Raw genomic sequence first — 19,429 nt, 5'->3', positions numbered from 1 at the left:
AGTCACTCAGTTCATTGATTGTTTTTATTTGCTTTCGAAAATAGTGATTATCAACTCACAAGTGCCCACACAGATTAATAGGTTTCAAATTGTTAAAGAGCTTTTCTTCTACTTTCAAAGCGTTTCTGCTTTTCTGTGAAGAGGACGGTCATTTTATCTATTTAAGCTTCAGTGTCAAGCACTTATTTGAAACTAAATTTTTAACCATCATCCTGAACCAGATTGCTAACCCCTTATGGGACGGGCTCTCCGTGTCAGTGAGGTCGCATTATAGAGAGTTCGATCACATTAGCAAGGGCTTTTTTAATAATATTCCAATTTTATGCTTTTATGGTTAAAGTCCATACAATTCAGTGTTAAATTAGCCTTAAAGACGCATTCTATTAACAGTTAGTTATCATTTTAAGGGCATATAATATGAATTCTCCATTACGAAGCTATAAATCTACCTTTCCTACTATTGGATCAAATACCTATATAGATATTTCATGTGTTCTAATTGGAGATATCACTATCGGTCAAAACTCTAGTGTTTGGCCTTTGGTTGTGGCTAGAGGTGATGTAAATAGTATCTCTATCGGCGATAGATCTAATATTCAAGACGGTTCAGTTCTGCACGTTACGCATAAAAATACAGAAAACCCAAAAGGAGCCCCATTACTTATTGGTAATGATGTCACTATTGGCCATAAAGTCATGCTGCATGGTTGCGTAATTGAAGATCGAGTTCTTGTTGGAATGGGAAGCATTATTCTAGACAATGCTTATATTGAAGCAGATGTAATGATTGGCGCTGGTAGTCTGGTTCCACCAAATAAACGACTGGAAAGTGGCTACCTTTATATAGGCAGCCCAGTTAAGCAAGTTCGCCCTCTATCTATAGAGGAAATAGCATCACTTAAAAAATCAGCATCAAATTACGTTGCATTTAAAAACGACTACATAGAAGAAACTAGCTGATTTCAATTTCTCCTGAAGCATTGAACTCTTCATCTTCGATCAATGCTTCAGCTGTGTCTTCAATATCAAAACGCAAGTGATTAAAAATCTCACAGGCTTTCTCTTGACTGCAAACAGGTTCTCCGCTTTCTTCTTCAAGCCATGAGAATAAAACCAAGCAATTAATTAAGCTTCCCATTTGTTGTGCTGAAAAACGCACACACTGGTTATCCAGATCTACGGTTAAATCATCTGAAAATAGAATCGATTGATTCATTACATACCTTCTAAGTTTTTTCGTAATTCGCGTAAAATTTGTTTGCTGCCTGGACGTAGCCCTCTCCACACAGTAAAACTTTCTGCAGCTTGACCCACTAACATACCTAACCCATCATAAGCTTGGTAAGCATCGTTTTCTAATGCCCATTGGTTAAAGATAGTTTTTCCTGAACCATACATCATGTCATAGCTAATCGCACCACCAGAGAATATAACAGGATCAATTTGAGGAAGCTCTCCAGATAAACTTGCCGATGTTGAATTAATAATGACATCAAAACTCTTATTAATGTCACTCATCTCTTTTGCTTCGATCCTTCCATAAGAAGAAAACAACCCTTCAAGTTGTTTTGCTTTTTCATAAGTTCGATTAACAAGCGTAATAGAAGCTGGGTTTTGCTTTAATAAAGGAAGAATGACACCACGAGCTGCGCCACCAGCACCAATTAATAAAATGTGTTTATCTTCTAAAGGTACTTGGTACTGCAATAAATCTTGAACTAACCCTTCGCCATCTGTGTTATCACCTAAAATAATGCCATCATCCAATTTTTTAAGTGTATTTACGGCTCCTGCTAGTTTTGCTCTTTCGGTTAATTGATCGACAAACTGAAATGCTTCTTCTTTAAAAGGGACCGTTACATTACAGCCTTTTCCTTGTTGAGAAAAAAACGCGGTCACTGACTCAACAAAACCATTTATGGGTGCTTCAATTGCTGAATATTCTAAATTCTGCATTGTTTGACGAGCAAATAAGGTATGAATAAAAGGTGATTTACTGTGTTTAACCGGGTTACCAAAAACGGCATACTTATCCATATGAAAATATTCCCTGCAATGAAAGCGCTAAATGATGTTAGTAACCTTACCTTAAACCTATCGTTGATGCATTAACCCTGGCGTAGCGTATTACCTGTTTTCGCATCACGAATTTCGGTTGGTTGAGTGCGATTACCCACTTCTCCTTGAAAAATTACCACACCTGTATTTCCTAGTTGAGCTTCAACTTCGGCAACACTTCGACAAGGTTCTAATCCTGAGAGGTTAGCACTGGTTGAAGTAATGGGTTTACCAAATGCATTACAAATAGCTTTCACTTGAGGATGACCCGTTACTCTGACAGCAATACTATTAAACTGCCCAGTAACTAAAGATAATGTGGTTTCTTTAACAGGAACAATCCAAGTGACAGGACCAGGCCATGATGCTTTAATGGCATTAACTTGATCTTCTGTTAATTGTTCTAAATCTATATAAGGTAATAGTTGTTCAATAGATGCTGCAATTAAGATTAACCCTTTTTCTTTTGGTCTCTGTTTTACATCTAACAATTTTAGTAAGGCTTGCTCATTATCTGGATCACAACCAACACCAAAAACACCTTCGGTCGGATAAGCGATAACATTCCCTATGTTCAAGGCCTCTACGACTTGATTTAGATTCTTCACATTAATACCACTCTCTTCTATATATTGTATCTATTCTATTGATCTACTCAAATCACACAACTGCTTTCCTTTTTTGAATTGTCATCAATCATTAATAAGTTGAGCATTTCCTTACGCAAACGTTTTCCTTAATAAAAAATAACCGTATAATGCAGATAACTTTTCTATATTGCCAATATCTTTATTTAAGGAGTTCACAATGAAAGTCGGTATTATCATGGGTTCAAAATCAGACTGGCCAACAATGAAACTGGCCGCTGAGATGCTTGACCGCTTTAATGTGCCTTATGAGACAAAAGTGGTTTCTGCACACAGAACTCCTCAATTACTTGCCGATTATGCAACTCAAGCAAAAGATCGTGGCATTAAAGTAATTATCGCTGGAGCAGGCGGCGCTGCACACCTTCCTGGAATGGCCGCTGCATTCACAAGCGTTCCGGTTTTAGGTGTTCCAGTACAATCTCGCGCACTTAAAGGAATGGATTCATTGCTTTCAATTGTGCAAATGCCAAAAGGTATTGCTGTTGGTACGCTTGCGATAGGTGAGGCGGGAGCTGCTAATGCGGGTATTCTTGCTGCTCAAATCATTGGCACATCAAACGAAGAAGTAATGGCTGCGGTTGAAGCTTTCCGTAAAGAACAAACTGAAATGGTGTTAGAGAACCCAGACCCATCAGAGGATTAATCATGAATGTTCTTATTTTAGGTTCAGGTCAATTAGCTCGAATGATGTCTTTAGCTAGTGCTCCACTGAATATTGATGTGATCGCTTATGATGTTAATAGCCAACAAATTGTACATCCATTAACTCAACAGCCAATTGATTTATCATTAGAGCAAGCGATAAACAATGTTGATGTAATTACCGCTGAGTTTGAACATATTCCTCATCATATTCTAGATATTTGCAGTATTAGTGGAAAATTCCAACCAACGCCTGATGCAATAAAGGCGGGAGGAGATCGTCGTCTTGAGAAAAAGTTATTAGACAATGCTCATGTTGCAAACGCCAAATACCATATCATCAATACCAAACAAGACTTTCTTAATGCTATCGATACTGTAGGGATCCCTATGGTTTTGAAAAGTGCCTTAGGTGGTTATGATGGAAAGGGTCAATGGCGCTTAAAAGATCTTTCTCAAGTTGATTCTATTTGGGAAGAAATGGATGAGCTAATCAAAAACTCTCCAGATCAAGCCATGGTTGCTGAACAATTTATTCCATTTAACCGTGAAGTTTCACTTATTGGCGCTCGTAATAAAAACGGTCAAATGGTGACTTACCCACTGACTGAAAATGTTCATGTCGATGGTGTTCTGGCTTTATCAACCGCATTAGAAGGCACCAGTGAGTTGCAAGAACAAGCCGATCGTATGTTTACTGCTATCGCAGATGAGCTTAATTATATCGGAGTGCTTGCTATTGAGTTTTTCGATGTAGACGGAAAGTTACTTGTAAATGAAATCGCGCCACGAGTTCATAACTCTGGACATTGGACTCAGCAAGGTACTGATGTTTGCCAATTTGAAATGCACATTCGAGCAGTATGCAACTTACCATTAACAGGTAATGAATTACTTCGCTCAACAGCGATGATTAATATTTTAGGTGAAGATAGCTTACCAGATGAAATATTAACAATGCCGAATTGCCATATTCATTGGTATGGAAAAGAGAAGCGAGCGGGTAGAAAAATGGGCCATATTAACGTGTGTGCCGACTCTCCTGAAATGCTACAAAAAGAGCTTTCTAAACTTGCGAATATTTTAGATAAACAAGCCTTTAAAGCTCTTTCTTAAATCTTAGGTATGAGTAACTTAATACTAGTGATTAAGTTACTCTGCTTGGTTCTGAACTTCGGCACACTTTTTATCTGCACAAATGAGTCGTACCCCTACTGCTGTTTCTTTTTTTAGCAGCAACTCAAAACCACATTTTTGACAACACCCTTGTTGCGGCTCTAAATTGACAGCAAAACGACAGGCCGGATAAGCGTCACACGCATAAAATGATTTACCAAAACGTGACTGTTTTTCATGCAACAAGCCTTTTTTGCAACTCGGGCATTCAATCAACTCTTTTGGTTCTTCCTTTTTCTGCTCTAATGATTCAATGTGCGTACATATGGGATAAGTAGAACAACCGATAAACATTCCATATCGACCTTGCCTTAATACTAACTCATTTTCACACTCAGGACATGGGATCCCCAGCTCTTTAACTATATGACCGTCATTACTTTTTAATGGGCGAATATAGTCGCATTCAGGATAATTTTGGCACCCCAAAAATGGACCTCGTTTACCATAACGGATCATAAGTTCACCGCTACATTCCGGACAACTTTGATGCTCTAGCGCGTGTTCGTGAGCTTGAAATAATTGCTTATCTATTTTCCCAGACATTCAAAAACCTTAATGCGTAATGCCTACATCTGCAGTATAAAGCAGCTCTTCCATCTGCGTATAAGCACTCTCTTGACCTGGAACATTGAACAACACCATTAGCACGACCCATTTCAAATCGTCCAAAGAAAGATCCTCTGTTTCTAATGCCATTACCTGTTCGATGACCATTTCTCTCGTTTCACTTGTCAGAACTTTAATTTGCTCTAAAAAAAGTAAAAAACCACGACAAGCAGTGTCAATTCCATCAATTTCTTGTTGAGTATACACGCGCATTGACGTTGATGTGCTTGGTTCTATGTGCGTATAAGAATCCGATTCTTGTAGACGAGCTAAGTCTTCTAACCAATCAAGTGCCTTATAAATAGCCTCTTGGTGAAAGCCTGCTTTTAATAATTCTTCTTCAAGTTTTTCTTGTTCTACGTTTAGTTCAACATCACTATGGATATATGTTTCAAATAGATACATAAGAACATCCATCATGGCTAGCCCCTCCGCTTTTTAATGTAACCCCCTGGGACTGCAGCGATGAAACCTTGCAACTCTAATTCAAGTAATTGCATCATGATTTCATGTACAGGCATCTGACACCGCTCTGCGATTATATCAACAGGCGTCGCCTCACTGCCTACGGTAGCGAACACTTCAGGAAATGGCAATTGTTCTGTGATAACTTCTTGATCGAATAAGGACGGTTGGTGAGATATTGCACATTCAGTTAAAGCCCCAATTTCATCAAAAATATCTTCTGGAGATGAAACCAGTTTTGCTCCTGCTTTAATTAAGCTATTTGATCCTTGAGCCGTAGGATTTTGAATCGACCCTGGAAGCGCAAAGACTTCTCGACCTTGTTCATTAGCATACCTTGCTGTAATCAGCGATCCTGAACGCTCAGCAGCTTCAACAACCAATACCCCCGTCGAGAGTCCACTAATGATCCTATTTCGCCTGGGGAAATTATCAGCTCTTGGTGGTGTGTCAGGTCTAAACTCAGAAACCAAGGCGCCATTTTCACTCACTCGCTGAGCCAAGGCTCGATGCTTAGCTGGGTATATCTTTTCTAGTCCAGAACCAAGAACAGCAATGGTTTTTCCTTTTGCTTCTATTGCACCATGATGTGCATACCCATCCACACCTAATGCAAGACCACTGGTTACAACATAATTATGTTGAACAATTGAGCGAGCAAATTCTTTAGAGCAATCTAATCCTTCAAGACTGGCATTTCTACTCCCAACTATCGCAACTTGTGGTTCAGACAAACACAACGCATCGCCCTTAACAAAAAGTACAGGAGGTGGAGCACTAATCTCAGACAACAACTTAGGGTATCTAGGGTCGGTTAATGGCAAGATAGTATGATCAGAACTCTTTGCTTGCCAAGTCAAGCAGGCCTCAACTTGCTTATTCCCCATCTGTTTTAAATAAGTAATTTGAGATGAAGATAGGCCTAAAGCTTGTAACTGCTCATTATTGTATTGCAGAATATTTTCAACTGAATCGACACTGAGTAAACGAGACATTACCTTCCCACCTACTCTAGGACAAAAACATAAAGTTAACCAAGCCGATAGATGATCTTCAGAAATGGGCATAACTTTATTTATTCCTCATTAGGAGACACCGCTATAACGCCTTTGTGTATTGGCATTTCACTTTTTGTAATGAGTGCTAAGCTAAATTTTTCATAAGGTCTAATAACGATTAACTCACCAATTTCAGTCTGGGGCAATTGAATACCTTTTTTCTTGGTGTCTTTATCCGTCTCATAGTAATACTCGCCTTTATTACCATTAACAATATTTCCTTTCTCTCTCAAAGAAAACATACTTCCTTGTAATAAGCCGTCATTACTTCCTTTATCGATCACTGCGACTTGATTAACCGCTAAGTATTCTCCACCATCAATTGAACCTAATATGGATACATCAATATCTATTGGTGCAGGCTGGGGATAAAAAGTTGTTGTTAATTCTGTTTTTATTTCATCAGAAGAAATAGGTAAAACCACATCGTTAATTGCAATTTCTTGCTGCTGTTTAATGATTTTTAACCCGCTCATTCCTTCATTTCTTTCAGCTAGCTCTGCAACACCTACAAGACGAAGAGCATAAGATGAGGCTTTATCGTCCTTACGCGAAAACTCATTAACGACTCGGTATATGCCCCATTCTTTATGTGATAACTCGGCATCCACATACACTCTTTCACTCGCACTTAAAAATTTACGACCGTCACTGGTTCCTAGCACTCTGTATGACGTTTCATAATTTATGTCGTCGATTAAACGATCGGACTGTAAATAAGGCACAACTAAACTCGTCGGTAATGTAGGGACAGGCTCTTTCACTACCTTACGCACTTTAGGCGACAATTTCTTAAGCGGCTTAACACTTAATACTGGGCTTCCATTATGCCAAGTTAACGTTAATTCATCCCCTGGGTAAATTAAGTGAGGATTATTTATACCAGGGTTAATTTTCCATAGTTTTGGCCAAAACCAAGGACTATCTAAGAATAACGCCGAAATATCCCAGAGAGTATCCCCTTTCTTAACGGTGTATTGTTCCGGATAATCTTGTTTTAAAACCAGTTTATCGTCACTTGATATTGATGGTGATGAAAATAAAATAGCGCTAATTAATGATGAAAAAATGAGTGTTTTTTTTAACATGGTCCGCTTTCCTTGTCAGACATACCAACCGATGCTGTCATTTGCTCAATAAAATGTCTAGAATTGGAGCTATTAGGTTTATGCCGTTTTCGGCGCAGTTCAACATTTAGAGTAATTATGGCTTTATTAGAAGTTTTAACGTTTCCGGACGATCGTCTACGCACCGTAGCAAAACCGGTAGAAGCAGTAACACCTGAAATCCAAAAGTTTGTCGATGACATGATTGAAACCATGTACGACGAAGAAGGTATTGGCCTTGCTGCGACACAAGTTGATTTCCACCAACGTATTGTTGTGATCGATGTTTCTGACACTCGTGACGAACCAATGGTATTAATCAACCCTGTTATCACACAAAAAAGTGGCGATGATGGCATAGAAGAAGGTTGCTTATCTGTTCCTGGCGCAAAAGGAATGGTTCCTCGTTCTGCTGAAGTATCAGTAACTGCTCTTGATCGCGATGGTAAAGAATTTAGCTTTGATGCTGATGATTTATTAGCGATCTGTGTTCAACACGAATTAGACCACCTTGATGGCAAATTATTCGTTGATTACTTATCGCCTCTAAAGCGTAAACGCATCAAAGAAAAACTAGAGAAGATTAAAAAATTCAACGCTAAAAACTAACCATCGTAAGCCCAAATAAGCAGTAAGTAACTGCTTATTTGGGTTGATATTAGAGACTCCGAGGTCAACTTGAATAAACCATTACGCATTATTTTTGCGGGCACGCCCGATTTCGCGGCTCGCCATTTGTCAGCACTTATCGACTCTCACCATGAAGTGATTGGCGTATATACTCAACCAGATCGCCCTGCGGGTCGTGGTAAAAAGCTAACGGCAAGCCCAGTAAAAGAACTGGCGCTTGAGCACAATATCCCAGTGTTCCAGCCTGAAAACTTTAAGAGTGACGAAGCAAAGCAAGAACTGGCTGACCAAAATGCAGATTTAATGGTTGTGGTTGCTTATGGCTTATTGCTACCACAAGCGGTGTTAGATACACCAAGGCTGGGTTGCATTAACGTTCATGGTTCTATTCTTCCTCGCTGGCGTGGTGCTGCTCCTATTCAACGCTCCATTTGGGCTGGTGATGCTGAAACAGGCGTAACCATTATGCAAATGGACATTGGTTTAGATACTGGCGACATGCTAAGCATTGCAACACTGCCAATTGAAGCAACAGATACCAGTGCGTCAATGTACAATAAATTGGCTGAACTTGGTCCTGTTGCTCTTGTTGAATGTTTATCGACGATTGCTGACGGCACAGCTGTTGCTGAAAAGCAAAACGATGAACAGGCTAATTACGCGAAAAAACTCAGCAAAGAAGAAGCTAAGATTGATTGGACAATGGATGCAGAAGCGATTGAACGTTGTGTTCGTGCTTTTAACCCTTGGCCAATGAGTCACTTCTCTGTTGAAGAGAAAGCCATTAAAGTATGGCAATCTCGTGTTGAAGAATACACAGGAAATGCAACGCCAGGCACAATCATTCAAGCAGATAAGACAGGAATTTATGTTGCCACTGGCTCAAATGCCATTGTATTTGAACAACTGCAAGTTCCTGGAAAAAAAGCAATGGGCGTTCAAGATATTTTGAACTCTCGCAAAGAATGGTTTGAAGTGGGTAATACCCTTAACTAATTCTTCAAAAATATAAAAAGGTGGCATAATTGCCACCTTACTTTTTAAATGGCAAATATTGTATTTGCCTTTTTATTTTTGCCAACCATATTTTAGGTGATGACATGAACGTTCGTGCTGCGGCAGCCAAAGTTATTTATCAAGTTGTCGATCAGGGTCATTCTCTCTCTTCAGCGCTTCCAAAAGCTCAATCTGAGATCAAACCTCGTGATCAGGCTTTACTGCAAGAGATCTGCTATGGCGTACTGCGCTTTCTTCCTCGTTTAGAGTCTGTTGCTCAATCATTAATGGATAAACCATTAAAGGGAAAACAACGAGTATTCCATCATCTAATTCTTGTTGGTATCTATCAACTGAGTTTCATGCGTATTCCTGCACACGCTGCTGTAGCTGAAACGGTTGAAGGCACAAAGAATTTAAAAGGTCCAAAGCTGAGTGGGTTGATCAACGCGGTACTACGTAACTATCAACGTAGCCAAGAAGAATTGGATGCGAAATCAGTAAGTCATGATTCTGGTAAATACGGTCACCCTGGTTGGTTATTGAAAATGCTACAACAAGCCTACCCAGAACAATGGGAAAATATTGTTGAAGCCAATAACAGTAAAGCACCAATGTGGTTACGTGTTAACAGTCAGCACCACACTCGTGATGAGTACATAGCTCTTCTTGAAAAAGAAGAGATTGAAGTGACTCCACACAGCCAAGCAACAGACGCATTATTGTTAGATAAAGCACGCGATGTATTTACACTACCAGGCTTTGAGCAAGGTTGGGTTTCAGTGCAAGATGCTGCAGCGCAATTATCGGCAGAATATCTACAGCCTCAAGATGGCGAGTTAATTTTAGACTGTTGTGCTGCGCCAGGTGGTAAAACGGCTCACATTTTAGAACGCACAAAAAACACCAATGTGGTTGCGATTGACTGTGATGAAACACGCTTAACTCGCGTGTACGAAAACTTAGAACGCCTTAACCTAACTGCAAAAGTTATTTGTGGTGATGCTCGTTATCCTGAACAATGGTGGAAAGGCGAGCAGTTTGACCGCATTTTATTAGATGCGCCTTGCTCTGCAACTGGTGTTATTCGTCGTCACCCAGACATCAAATGGCTACGCCGTTCAGAAGATATTAAAGCGCTGGCTGAGCTGCAAAGTGAAATCTTTGATGCAATGTGGCTACAGTTAAAATCTGGCGGCACCATGGTGTATGCGACGTGTTCAATCACTCCGCAAGAAAACTGTGATCAAGTAAAAGCCTTTTTAGAGCGCACAGAAAATGCCTCTTTAGTTGACAATACCGATCCTGCGAAACCAGGACGTCAAATTCTTCCTGGTGAAGAGAATATGGACGGCTTCTATTACGCTGTTCTACAAAAAGCATAACCTATATACGAGCGAGCAAGCGGTATGAAAATCATAATCTTAGGTGCAGGGCAGGTTGGCGGCACACTGGCTGAAAACTTGGTGGGCGAAAACAATGACATTACCGTTGTTGATAAGAGTTCGGAGCGACTGCGTGAGTTACAAGATAAATATGACCTTCGTGTTGTTCAAGGATTTGCCAGTCATCCAGACACCTTGAGAGAAGCTGGGGCACAAGATGCCGATATGCTGGTTGCGGTAACCAATTCTGACGAAACCAATATGATTGCGTGTCAGATAGCATTTACGCTCTTTAATACCCCAAACCGTATTGCCCGTATTCGGTCACCTGAATACTTAAAAGAAAAAGATCGCCTGTTCCAATCAGACGCTATTCCTGTTGATCACTTAATTGCACCTGAAGAATTAGTGACGGGATATATTGAACGTTTAATTGAATACCCAGGTGCGCTTCAAGTGGCTAGTTTTGCAGAGAAAAAAGTCAGTTTAGTGGCAGTAAAAGCCTACTATGGTGGCCCTCTCGTTGGGAATGCGTTATCTGCACTTCGAGATCATATGCCACATATTGATACTCGCGTTGCTGCTATTTTCCGACAAGGTCGCCCTATTCGTCCTCAAGGCACCACCGTTATCGAAGCCGATGATGAGGTTTTCTTTGTTGCAGCAAGTAACCATATCCGTTCAGTAATGAGTGAATTACAACGCTTAGAACGCCCATACAAACGAATAATGATTGTTGGTGGCGGTAACATCGGTGCAGGCCTTGCGCGACGTTTAGAGCACAATTACAGCGTGAAATTGATTGAACGCAACATGAAACGCGCTGAAGAGTTATCTGAGTTACTTGAAGAAAGCATCGTTTTTTGTGGTGATGCTGCCGATCAAGAATTATTGAGTGAAGAACACATCGACCAAGTAGATGTGTTCATTGCTGTAACCAATGAAGATGAAGCCAACATCATGTCAGCCATGCTTGCAAAACGCATGGGAGCCAAAAAAGTCATGGTACTGATCCAACGTGGTGCTTATGTCGACTTAGTTCAAGGGGGCGTGATTGATGTTGCCATTTCTCCACAGCAAGCGACCATTTCAGCGCTATTAACACACGTTCGTCGTGCTGATATCGTAAATGTCTCTTCTCTTCGTCGTGGTGCAGCAGAAGCGATTGAAGCCATTGCTCATGGTGATGAAACAACATCGAAAGTAGTTGGCAAAGAGATTCAAAACATCAAACTCCCACCAGGCACAACCATTGGCGCTATTGTTCGTGGCGAAGAAGTACTCATTGCCCATGATAAAACCGTGATAGAACAGGATGATCACGTTGTTATGTTCCTAGTGGATAAGAAATACGTTCAGGATGTCGAACGCTTATTCCAACCGAGTCCGTTCTTCTTATAATTATGGTTAACTACAAACCGATCCTATTTGTTATAGGGCTTGTTTTATCTAAACTTGCCCTATTTATGTACATCCCAACACTCGTCGCTCTTTTCACTGGTACTGGCGGTTTCATCGAGTTTGGACAAGCGGTTGCTATTACTCATATAGTGGCATTTGCTTGTTTAACTTTTGGCCGCAGTAAACAGTTTAAAATGAACGTGCGGGATATGTTCCTTATCACCACATTAGTCTGGACCATTGCCAGTGCCTTTGCTGCATTGCCATTTGTCTTCATCAACCATATCAGCTTTACTGATGCCTACTTTGAAACCATGTCAGGAATAACAACAACAGGCTCTACGGTTCTCAGTGGTTTGGATGATATGGCGCCCAGCATTTTACTATGGCGATCAACGCTACAATGGCTTGGCGGAGTAGGATTCATTGTAATGGCGGTTGCTATTCTTCCAATGCTAAATGTTGGTGGTATGCGACTGTTCCAAACAGAATCGTCCGATTGGTCAGATAAAAGTGCACCAAGAACTAAATACGTAGCTAAATACATCGTCAGTGTGTATTTAAGTTTAACCCTTTTATGTTTTTTAAGTTACTTAGTGACAGGAATGACGCCGTTTGAAGCCATAAATCATGCCTTCACGACGCTATCCACTGGGGGCTATTCAACGTCAGACAGTTCTATGAACCGTTTCTCTAATAGCACACACTGGGTTGCTGCCTTCTTTATGTTTGCTGGCGGATTGCCTTTTCTGCTCTTTATTCAAGTATTGAAAAAGCGGGATCCAAAAGTATTATTTAAAGATGCTCAGGTGGTAGGCTTTCTCAAACTAGTTTTAATTACCAGTTTATCTGTTGCTATTTGGCTTGTTCTCCATAATGACTATACCGTTATGGATGCGTTACGCGTGTCAGTGTTTAATATCATTTCAGTGATAACCACAACAGGCTTTGGTTTGGATGATTTTACGGCGTGGGGGGCATTCCCTGCGATTATTTTTGCTTTTGTTATGATGGCTGGCGCTTGCTCAGGCTCGACTGCTGGTGGGATAAAAATCTTCCGCTTTCAAATTGCAGCAACAATGCTGAATAAGCAGATGATGAAACTCATTCACCCATCAGGTATTTTTGTTCAGCGTTACAATGGACGCCCTGTTACTGACGATATAGCACGTTCTGTCGTTGCCTTGGTGTTTACCTTCTTCCTCACCATTATTGTTATTTCTGCATTACTCGGTAGCTTAGGTCTTGATCCTGTTACCAGTATCACAAGTGCCATTACTGCTGTTGCTAACGTAGGACCGGGAATGGGGCACATTGTGGGCCCAACAGGAAACTTTGCCACTTTACCAGACAGTGCTAAATGGATATTAAGCATTGGTATGTTGATGGGACGACTCGAAATCCTAACAGTGCTTGTACTGTTCTTCCCAGCGTTTTGGAAGGGTTAAGTTAAGGGTTAATACTAAATTTAACTCACTAACGAATAACACAGTAACAATAAAAATGGCCTCGTATTTCTACTAGGCCATTTTTATTGTTACTTACTGTTATTGGTATTAAACCGGCTTTACATAATAATAAATCGATAAAAATTGAGTAATGCAGCCACCTAACACAAACAAATGCCAAATAGCGTGGTTATATGGGATCTTCTTCGCGACATAAAAAATAACTCCTAAAGAGTAAATTACCCCACCAAGTCCTAACAAAATAACGCCATTAATATCGATATGAATAACCAATTGATAAACCGCAATAACTGACAACCATCCCATGATCAGATAAGTAATCAGCGACAATTTTTTAAATCGATAAACAAAGATAATCTTGCCAATAATGCCTATTAGCGCAATAGCCCAAATAACACCCATTAACCAGTACGCCAATGGGGTTCTCAAACTCACTAATAAATAAGGTGTATAACTACCGGCAATCAAAAGAAAGATAGCGCAATGATCTAAGGTTTTTAATAACCTTTTCGCTTTTGGTGCAGCAATAGAATGGTAAAGCGTCGACGCTAAAAAAAGTAAAATAATACTGGCGCCATAAACAGACATACTTGCTATGGTTAACCAATCTGCATCCGCAGCATTTGCTTTTACTAATAGTAATATTAAAGCAACAACACCAAACACCATCCCTAATGCATGACTTAAACTGTTGGCTAATTCTTCTTTTTTTGAATAAGTGGCAGAAGTGGACATAATTTATCTCATAGAGTGATTGCTCGATGAAATAAGTATGACACATTTAAGCGTACAACTGTAAGCTTAAATGTGTCCTTTTTTATTTGAGTAACAAGTAAAACTGATAGTGCATAAACTATTAGGTCGTTTGATTTAAGAAATCAATAACTTGCTTTCCCGCCTCTTCCGGAGTTAAGCGCGTAGATAAGCTTAATTGTCTTTTTAACTCACCACGTCCAAGCATTGATGATAGTAGCCCCAAAGCTCCGCCTTGATGTCTTCTGTCTATCTCAAACCATAGTTGCAGTTCATCCTTGGCTCTGTGAGCTATCATTTCAAGCTCTCGCCAGCGACCGTGATAAGGCCCATCGAACGGGACGAACTCAAACTCTTGAACAAAAGGTAGCTCAAACCCTTTAACATATTCACATTCAACCTGGCGAATTCGTAACCCTTCTGTTTCTAATGCCGTTAGAACACCATCAAATAAATCATCGGGACGAACGGTAATAGGATCTTTATCTTTTGGGTCTAAACCAAGAGAGATGTCTAACCCGGTTTGAACCCACACGTTGGCATCACCAATCGTAATAGGTGTATTTAATGGAAGGTCTAATTCAAGCTCAAACTTTCGTTCTTGCTTTGGCTCTATTGTAAATGCATAAGGTAAGCTCCAATCAGCCAAAACATGAGTCTGCTTAATGATTTGGGTTTGTGACCCATTTTCACTTTTACGATGAACTTCTTTTTTGTACTGACAACATAATTTCAGGTCAATGTTATCAATATGCTGCTCTGTCGCTCCACCAGTTACCTCTATTGTAACTTGAACTTTCTGACCTGGAACTAATGCTTCCTGATGAATAATTGTATCGACATTGGCAGAACCAATACCTAACGATGCTAATGTTTTCTTAAAAAAGGACATGGTTACTCTCCTCTGCCACGCATATATCTATCAACATAGTATTACGTAATATTCATAATTACGTTGAGATGTACCTCGACTAATTGACAGTTTATGATACTCTTACTGTGTGTTTTATGAACACATATCCCTGATGACTTATTTGGATTGGCGAAAGCTAAATAGAGTTCACCTTGATGTAACTCATAAGTTGTTAGGTCATTAATTTGGCCATGGAAGTGCCTGACTATAGAGATAACCAATGCGTCCTATGACTGTCAGGTTCTCACGCTCTGCTTCAATGCACAGTGTGGATCGTCGTCGCAGCCACTTTGTAAAAGTAGTTGCAACGAAAAAGAACGTACCAGAAATGACTCTTGTAATTTCCGAGAAAAAAGAAACTCAAGCTGATGTTTCATGTGCGGCTTAATTTAAAAGCGTAGCCTATGGGTTGCGCTTTTTCTTTTTGCATCATGATGTACTCTTCGACATATCACTTTCATTCCCCACCCTAACTTAGCTATACTTCTCCTTAATAAAAATAAGGAGAATGCTCAATGAAATGTCACCGCGTTAATGAACTTATCGAATTAATTCACCCAGAATGGCAAAAAGAACCAGAATTGAACTTAATGCAGTTCATTACGAAACTGGCTGAAGAAACAAAATACGAAGGTAAACTAGAAGATCTGACTGATGATGTTCTTATCTATCACCTAAAAATGCGCAATAGTGAAAAAGATGAAATGATCCCTGGTCTTGCAAAAGACCAAGAAGACGACTTTAAAACGGCAATATTAAGAGCGCGTGGCCTGCTATAACCTCATTATCTCGATCTGGTTTGCAATAAACCAGATCGATTTCCTATCAAATAAAACACACTTTTTTAACTAAATTTGAACCTTCCAACGTATTCATAACTCACATCAAGCTATAATTCAGCCGCAATGTCTTAATATCACCAACCTTGAAATGGTTCCGCTCAATAAAACCATCGTTGGGATACCTCATAAAAATAACTAGGAAGAATCATGAGTCAGGATAAAATCGACATCAAAGATGTGACTCCAAAACAGTTCAATCCCAAAACACACAAATCCAGTAGTGATCGTTTCAATCCCAATTCAGGTATTTACGTTCGTCAGAGTAAAGGGACATTTCAAAAATTACGCCGCTATGGCGCTTGGTTTTTATTAGCACTCTTTGTTCTTACTCCGTGGATTTCCTTTGGGGATCGTCAAGCGATTTTACTGGATATTGGCAGCCAACAATTTAATTTCTTTGGTACAACGTTATTTCCTCAAGATCTGACATTATTAGCGCTTCTTTTTGTGATCGCCGCCTTTGGTCTCTTTTTTATCACCACCTTTTTAGGCCGAGTTTGGTGCGGATACCTCTGCCCACAAACCGTTTGGACATTCATGTATATCTGGTTTGAAGAAAAACTAGAGGGTCCCGCCAATAAACGTCGCAAACAAGACCAAATGAAAATGACATCAAACTTGTTTCTTCGAAAAGCACTTAAACACTTTACATGGGTAGCCATTGCGATAGCAACAGGCATCACTTTTGTTGGTTATTTTGTACCGGTAAAAGAACTTGTTGTTGATTTCTTTACCTTCAATAGTGATTTTCTACCTGCATTTTGGGTTATTTTCTTTGCCGGCTGTACTTATGGAAATGCAGGATGGATGCGCTCAATCGTTTGTTTGCATATGTGTCCTTACGCACGATTCCAATCAGCTATGTTTGATAAAGACACTTATATTGTCGGTTATGACCCTCAACGCGGTGAAACCAGAGGCCCACGATCTCGTAAAAAAGATCCGAAAACCCTTGGGCTAGGTGATTGCATAGACTGTAATTTATGCGTTCAAGTTTGTCCTACCGGCATAGATATTCGTGACGGCTTACAATATGAGTGTATTAACTGTGGTGCTTGTATTGATGCGTGTAATGAGACCATGAATAAAATGGGCTATGAAAAAGATCTTATTAGCTATACCACTGAGCATAAATTAGCAGGTCATAAAACTCATATCATGCGTCCAAAATTGATCGGTTATGGCCTTGTCATGCTATTGATGATGGGTCTTTTCTTTACTCAAATAGCCTCTGTAGAACCAATGGGACTTGATGTATTAAGAGACAGAAATCAACTTTCTCGCATTAATAGCACCGGTTTAATTGAAAATACTTACACGTTGAAAATTATAAATAAGACTCAACAGAGCCAAGAATATCAACTATCAGTTACCGGTATTAACAACCTGACTTGGTATGGCGAACAAAGCGTTAACGTCAATGCTGGTGAAGTATTAAGTTTACCAATGAGTTTGGGTGCACAAGACACTGAGTTGAGCAAAACCATTACCACCATTGAATTTAAAATTACCAATTCTGATGGCCAAGCGATAAAAGCTGAAAGTCGATTCTTTAAAAAGCTATAATCGTTCTATTACTGGATCAAAGGGCTCGCCATGAGCCCTTTTTATTTGAGAATAACTATGACTGAACATGCCTTTAATTTCAGCACGCTTACCCCTGATTTATTATGGAATGCGTTAGCTGATATTGGTATTCGCGCTGAATCAGGATTTCTTGCTTTAAACAGCTACGAAAACCGGGTGTATCAATTTACTGATGAAGAAAGACGCCGTTATGTCGTGAAGTTTTATCGTCCTCAACGTTGGTCTGAAGCCCAAATATTAGAAGAGCACCTCTTTGCTAGACAATTAGTTCAGCAAGATATCCCTATCGCAGCCCCGCTTGAGATTAATGGTAAAACACTTCACTTTGCCAATGGTTACTGGTTTGCCTTGTTTGATAGCTTGGGTGGTCGTACATTTGAAGTGGATAATTTTGACCAACTTGAATGGGTTGGGCGCTTTTTAGGCCGTATTCATAAAGTTGGCGAATCTGAACTGTTTCAACACCGCCCAACAATTGGTTTGGATGAGTATTTATACCAACCAAGAAAACTATTAGAAAACAGCTCATTCATACCCTCTCATTTAGAAAACAGCTTTTTTTCTGATATGGATATGTTGATCAAGCAAATCGAACAACATTGGCAACCAAGCAAGGCGATTCGTCTGCATGGCGATTGTCACCCTAGTAATATTTTATGGCGCGATGGCCCATTATTTGTTGATTTAGATGACGCGAGAAATGGGCCAGCAGCACAAGATTTATGGATGTTATTGAATGGCGAACGACAAGATAAGCTTATTCAGTTAGATATTTTATTAGAGTCTTATTCCGAATTTTGTGACTTTGATGCTAACCAATTGAAACTAATTGAACCTTTACGTGGTCTACGAATGGTGCACTACATGGCATGGCTTGCAAAACGTTGGAAAGATCCGGCTTTTCCTATTGCATTTCCATGGTTTGCCGACGCAAAATACTGGGAAAGCCAAGTACTCGGATTTAAAGAGCAAATTGCAGCATTAAATGATGCACCTTTAGAACTGATGCCTCAATGGTAAAATTATAATACTAACCACAAATGGATTGGAGAGAGTTACACATGATGAAGAAAATGATAGCACTGTTTGGTGCTTTGGTACTGAGTTTTTCAGTAAACGCAGCAAACTTTACAGAAGGTGATTACTATAGAGTTCTTGACCTACCTGAGTCAAAAACACCAACAGTAAATGAATTTTTCTCTTTCTACTGCCCGCACTGCAGTAGCTTCGAACCTCTTATTCAGGGTTTAAAGAAAACACTGCCTGACAATGCGACATTTAAGAAAACTCACGTTTCATTTATGGGTGGACCAATGGGTTTATCAATGAGTAAAGCCTATGCAACCATGGTATCTCTGGGTGTAGAAGATAAAATGGTTCCTGTTTTCTTCAACCGTATTCATACTATGAATAAGCCACCACGTAACGAAAAAGAAATTCGCCAGATCTTCTTAGATGAAGGTGTAAATGCAAATGACTTCGATGGTACTTACAATAGTTTTGCAATTAACTCTATGGTTAACCGTTTTGATAAAGCATTTCAAGACAGCGGATTAACAGGCGTTCCAGCGGTTATTGTTAACAACAAATACCTTGTTGAAACAGGTAAAGTTCAAAGTGCTGAAGAATACTACGAGTTAGTAAACTGGCTACTAAAGAAATAAGACACAAAAAAGGGAGCGATAATTC

The 19,429-nt window shown here is 39.8% G+C and carries 22 protein-coding genes; 13 read left to right on the top strand and 9 right to left on the bottom strand.

Features of this window, described 5'->3' with window-relative positions; translation table 11 throughout:
- The first annotated feature begins 417 nt into the window (after positions 1-417).
- On the top strand, positions 418-960 hold the full coding sequence (locus tag PVK70_RS17295) for a gamma carbonic anhydrase family protein (RefSeq protein WP_130045721.1): 543 nt from the start codon (positions 418-420) through the stop codon (positions 958-960).
- On the opposite strand, the gene PVK70_RS17290 is transcribed toward PVK70_RS17295, so the two are convergent.
- From PVK70_RS17290 to PVK70_RS17280, 3 genes are all read right to left on the bottom strand, one after another.
- The gene (locus PVK70_RS17290; protein WP_130049256.1) at positions 953-1,216 is read right to left on the bottom strand and encodes a DUF1488 domain-containing protein; all 264 of its coding nucleotides are present in this window, start codon (positions 1,214-1,216) and stop codon (positions 953-955) included. The two genes, PVK70_RS17295 and PVK70_RS17290, sit on opposite strands and share 8 nt — an antisense overlap.
- Positions 1,216-2,037 carry a shikimate dehydrogenase gene (gene aroE, locus PVK70_RS17285; RefSeq protein ID WP_130049255.1) on the bottom strand — a complete coding sequence of 274 codons (822 nt, stop codon included), beginning with the start codon at positions 2,035-2,037 and terminating at the stop codon, positions 1,216-1,218. The genes PVK70_RS17290 and aroE overlap by 1 nt, the downstream gene beginning before the upstream one ends.
- Positions 2,038-2,108: 71 nt before the next feature.
- Complete coding sequence (locus tag PVK70_RS17280; RefSeq protein WP_130049254.1) at positions 2,109-2,666, bottom strand: Sua5/YciO/YrdC/YwlC family protein; 558 nt, start codon at positions 2,664-2,666, stop codon at positions 2,109-2,111.
- Positions 2,667-2,865: 199 nt separating this feature from the next.
- Between PVK70_RS17280 and purE the strand changes: the two genes are divergently transcribed.
- Entirely contained in the window at positions 2,866-3,351 is a 486-nt protein-coding gene (gene purE / locus PVK70_RS17275; protein WP_005421516.1) for a 5-(carboxyamino)imidazole ribonucleotide mutase, read from the top strand.
- Between the two features lie 2 nt (positions 3,352-3,353).
- Positions 3,354-4,466 (top strand): 5-(carboxyamino)imidazole ribonucleotide synthase, encoded by a 1,113-nt coding sequence (locus PVK70_RS17270; RefSeq protein WP_130049253.1) that lies wholly within the window; start codon positions 3,354-3,356, stop codon positions 4,464-4,466.
- Positions 4,467-4,502: 36 nt separating this feature from the next.
- Here PVK70_RS17270 and PVK70_RS17265 read toward each other — a convergent pair whose 3' ends face one another.
- From PVK70_RS17265 to PVK70_RS17250, 4 genes are read right to left on the bottom strand one after another with little or no spacing between them, the layout of a single operon-like run.
- Positions 4,503-5,072 (bottom strand): DNA topoisomerase family protein, encoded by a 570-nt coding sequence (locus tag PVK70_RS17265; protein ID WP_130049252.1) that lies wholly within the window; start codon positions 5,070-5,072, stop codon positions 4,503-4,505.
- Positions 5,073-5,081: 9 nt separating this feature from the next.
- Positions 5,082-5,555: a DUF494 family protein gene (locus PVK70_RS17260; RefSeq protein ID WP_130045727.1), complete on the bottom strand. Its 474-nt coding sequence runs from the start codon at positions 5,553-5,555 to the stop codon at positions 5,082-5,084.
- Between the two features lie 2 nt (positions 5,556-5,557).
- Positions 5,558-6,661, bottom strand: coding sequence for a DNA-processing protein DprA (gene dprA / locus PVK70_RS17255; RefSeq protein WP_188863545.1), 1,104 nt, complete (start codon positions 6,659-6,661; stop codon positions 5,558-5,560).
- Between the two features lie 14 nt (positions 6,662-6,675).
- A complete protein-coding gene (locus PVK70_RS17250) occupies positions 6,676-7,746 on the bottom strand; it encodes a LysM peptidoglycan-binding domain-containing protein (RefSeq protein WP_130049250.1) in 1,071 nt (356 codons plus the stop codon).
- A 117-nt stretch (positions 7,747-7,863) separates the two neighbouring features.
- Here PVK70_RS17250 and def point away from each other — a divergent pair, with 117 nt between their 5' ends.
- The 5 genes from def (at position 7,864) to PVK70_RS17225 (ending at position 13,624) form a co-directional block, all read left to right on the top strand.
- Complete coding sequence (gene def / locus PVK70_RS17245; protein ID WP_130049249.1) at positions 7,864-8,373, top strand: peptide deformylase; 510 nt, start codon at positions 7,864-7,866, stop codon at positions 8,371-8,373.
- 69 nt (positions 8,374-8,442) lie between these two features.
- A complete protein-coding gene (fmt, locus tag PVK70_RS17240) occupies positions 8,443-9,390 on the top strand; it encodes a methionyl-tRNA formyltransferase (RefSeq protein WP_130049248.1) in 948 nt (315 codons plus the stop codon).
- Between the two features lie 104 nt (positions 9,391-9,494).
- Positions 9,495-10,775: a 16S rRNA (cytosine(967)-C(5))-methyltransferase RsmB gene (gene rsmB, locus PVK70_RS17235; protein ID WP_130045732.1), complete on the top strand. Its 1,281-nt coding sequence runs from the start codon at positions 9,495-9,497 to the stop codon at positions 10,773-10,775.
- 24 nt (positions 10,776-10,799) lie between these two features.
- Positions 10,800-12,176 (top strand): Trk system potassium transporter TrkA, encoded by a 1,377-nt coding sequence (trkA, locus tag PVK70_RS17230; protein WP_130045733.1) that lies wholly within the window; start codon positions 10,800-10,802, stop codon positions 12,174-12,176.
- A gap of 2 nt (positions 12,177-12,178) precedes the next feature.
- The gene (locus PVK70_RS17225) at positions 12,179-13,624 is read left to right on the top strand and encodes a TrkH family potassium uptake protein (RefSeq protein WP_130049247.1); all 1,446 of its coding nucleotides are present in this window, start codon (positions 12,179-12,181) and stop codon (positions 13,622-13,624) included.
- Positions 13,625-13,732: 108 nt separating this feature from the next.
- Here PVK70_RS17225 and trhA read toward each other — a convergent pair whose 3' ends face one another.
- Positions 13,733-14,380 (bottom strand): PAQR family membrane homeostasis protein TrhA, encoded by a 648-nt coding sequence (trhA, locus tag PVK70_RS17220; RefSeq protein WP_130049246.1) that lies wholly within the window; start codon positions 14,378-14,380, stop codon positions 13,733-13,735.
- Positions 14,381-14,501: 121 nt separating this feature from the next.
- A complete protein-coding gene (locus PVK70_RS17215; protein WP_130049245.1) occupies positions 14,502-15,290 on the bottom strand; it encodes a sporulation protein in 789 nt (262 codons plus the stop codon).
- Positions 15,291-15,531: 241 nt separating this feature from the next.
- Between PVK70_RS17215 and PVK70_RS17210 the strand changes: the two genes are divergently transcribed.
- The 5 genes from PVK70_RS17210 (at position 15,532) to PVK70_RS17190 (ending at position 19,404) form a co-directional block, all read left to right on the top strand.
- Positions 15,532-15,699 carry a hypothetical protein gene (locus PVK70_RS17210; protein ID WP_130049244.1) on the top strand — a complete coding sequence of 56 codons (168 nt, stop codon included), beginning with the start codon at positions 15,532-15,534 and terminating at the stop codon, positions 15,697-15,699.
- A 127-nt stretch (positions 15,700-15,826) separates the two neighbouring features.
- A complete protein-coding gene (locus tag PVK70_RS17205) occupies positions 15,827-16,090 on the top strand; it encodes a YihD family protein (protein ID WP_130045738.1) in 264 nt (87 codons plus the stop codon).
- A 210-nt stretch (positions 16,091-16,300) separates the two neighbouring features.
- Positions 16,301-17,719 carry a cytochrome c oxidase accessory protein CcoG gene (ccoG, locus tag PVK70_RS17200; RefSeq protein WP_130049243.1) on the top strand — a complete coding sequence of 473 codons (1,419 nt, stop codon included), beginning with the start codon at positions 16,301-16,303 and terminating at the stop codon, positions 17,717-17,719.
- A 57-nt stretch (positions 17,720-17,776) separates the two neighbouring features.
- Positions 17,777-18,760: a serine/threonine protein kinase gene (locus tag PVK70_RS17195; protein ID WP_130049242.1), complete on the top strand. Its 984-nt coding sequence runs from the start codon at positions 17,777-17,779 to the stop codon at positions 18,758-18,760.
- A 44-nt stretch (positions 18,761-18,804) separates the two neighbouring features.
- The gene (locus tag PVK70_RS17190; protein WP_207216422.1) at positions 18,805-19,404 is read left to right on the top strand and encodes a thiol:disulfide interchange protein DsbA/DsbL; all 600 of its coding nucleotides are present in this window, start codon (positions 18,805-18,807) and stop codon (positions 19,402-19,404) included.
- Positions 19,405-19,429 lie beyond the last annotated feature (25 nt).

It is taken from the genome of Aliivibrio sp. A6 (assembly GCF_028765505.1).
GTDB lineage: Bacteria > Pseudomonadota > Gammaproteobacteria > Enterobacterales > Vibrionaceae > Aliivibrio > Aliivibrio finisterrensis_A.
This window is presented reverse-complemented; position numbering and strand designations above follow the sequence as displayed.

Bases quoted from the DNA above. Each gene is read 5' to 3' on its own strand.
- PVK70_RS17260 (WP_130045727.1), bottom strand. From the start codon at position 5,555: ATGATGGATGTTCTTATGTATCTATTTGAAACATATATCCATAGTGAT.
- rsmB (WP_130045732.1), top strand. From the start codon at position 9,495: ATGAACGTTCGTGCTGCGGCAGCCAAAGTTATTTATCAAGTTGTCGAT.
- trhA (WP_130049246.1), bottom strand. From the start codon at position 14,380: ATGTCCACTTCTGCCACTTATTCAAAAAAAGAAGAATTAGCCAACAGT.
- PVK70_RS17250 (WP_130049250.1), bottom strand. From the start codon at position 7,746: ATGTTAAAAAAAACACTCATTTTTTCATCATTAATTAGCGCTATTTTA.
- PVK70_RS17205 (WP_130045738.1), top strand. From the start codon at position 15,827: ATGAAATGTCACCGCGTTAATGAACTTATCGAATTAATTCACCCAGAA.
- PVK70_RS17265 (WP_130049252.1), bottom strand. From the start codon at position 5,072: ATGTCTGGGAAAATAGATAAGCAATTATTTCAAGCTCACGAACACGCG.
- PVK70_RS17210 (WP_130049244.1), top strand. From the start codon at position 15,532: ATGCGTCCTATGACTGTCAGGTTCTCACGCTCTGCTTCAATGCACAGT.
- PVK70_RS17290 (WP_130049256.1), bottom strand. From the start codon at position 1,216: ATGAATCAATCGATTCTATTTTCAGATGATTTAACCGTAGATCTGGAT.
- PVK70_RS17295 (WP_130045721.1), top strand. From the start codon at position 418: ATGAATTCTCCATTACGAAGCTATAAATCTACCTTTCCTACTATTGGA.
- ccoG (WP_130049243.1), top strand. From the start codon at position 16,301: ATGAGTCAGGATAAAATCGACATCAAAGATGTGACTCCAAAACAGTTC.
- PVK70_RS17225 (WP_130049247.1), top strand. From the start codon at position 12,179: ATGGTTAACTACAAACCGATCCTATTTGTTATAGGGCTTGTTTTATCT.
- def (WP_130049249.1), top strand. From the start codon at position 7,864: ATGGCTTTATTAGAAGTTTTAACGTTTCCGGACGATCGTCTACGCACC.
- purE (WP_005421516.1), top strand. From the start codon at position 2,866: ATGAAAGTCGGTATTATCATGGGTTCAAAATCAGACTGGCCAACAATG.
- aroE (WP_130049255.1), bottom strand. From the start codon at position 2,037: ATGGATAAGTATGCCGTTTTTGGTAACCCGGTTAAACACAGTAAATCA.
- PVK70_RS17190 (WP_207216422.1), top strand. From the start codon at position 18,805: ATGAAGAAAATGATAGCACTGTTTGGTGCTTTGGTACTGAGTTTTTCA.
- trkA (WP_130045733.1), top strand. From the start codon at position 10,800: ATGAAAATCATAATCTTAGGTGCAGGGCAGGTTGGCGGCACACTGGCT.
- PVK70_RS17195 (WP_130049242.1), top strand. From the start codon at position 17,777: ATGACTGAACATGCCTTTAATTTCAGCACGCTTACCCCTGATTTATTA.
- PVK70_RS17215 (WP_130049245.1), bottom strand. From the start codon at position 15,290: ATGTCCTTTTTTAAGAAAACATTAGCATCGTTAGGTATTGGTTCTGCC.
- PVK70_RS17270 (WP_130049253.1), top strand. From the start codon at position 3,354: ATGAATGTTCTTATTTTAGGTTCAGGTCAATTAGCTCGAATGATGTCT.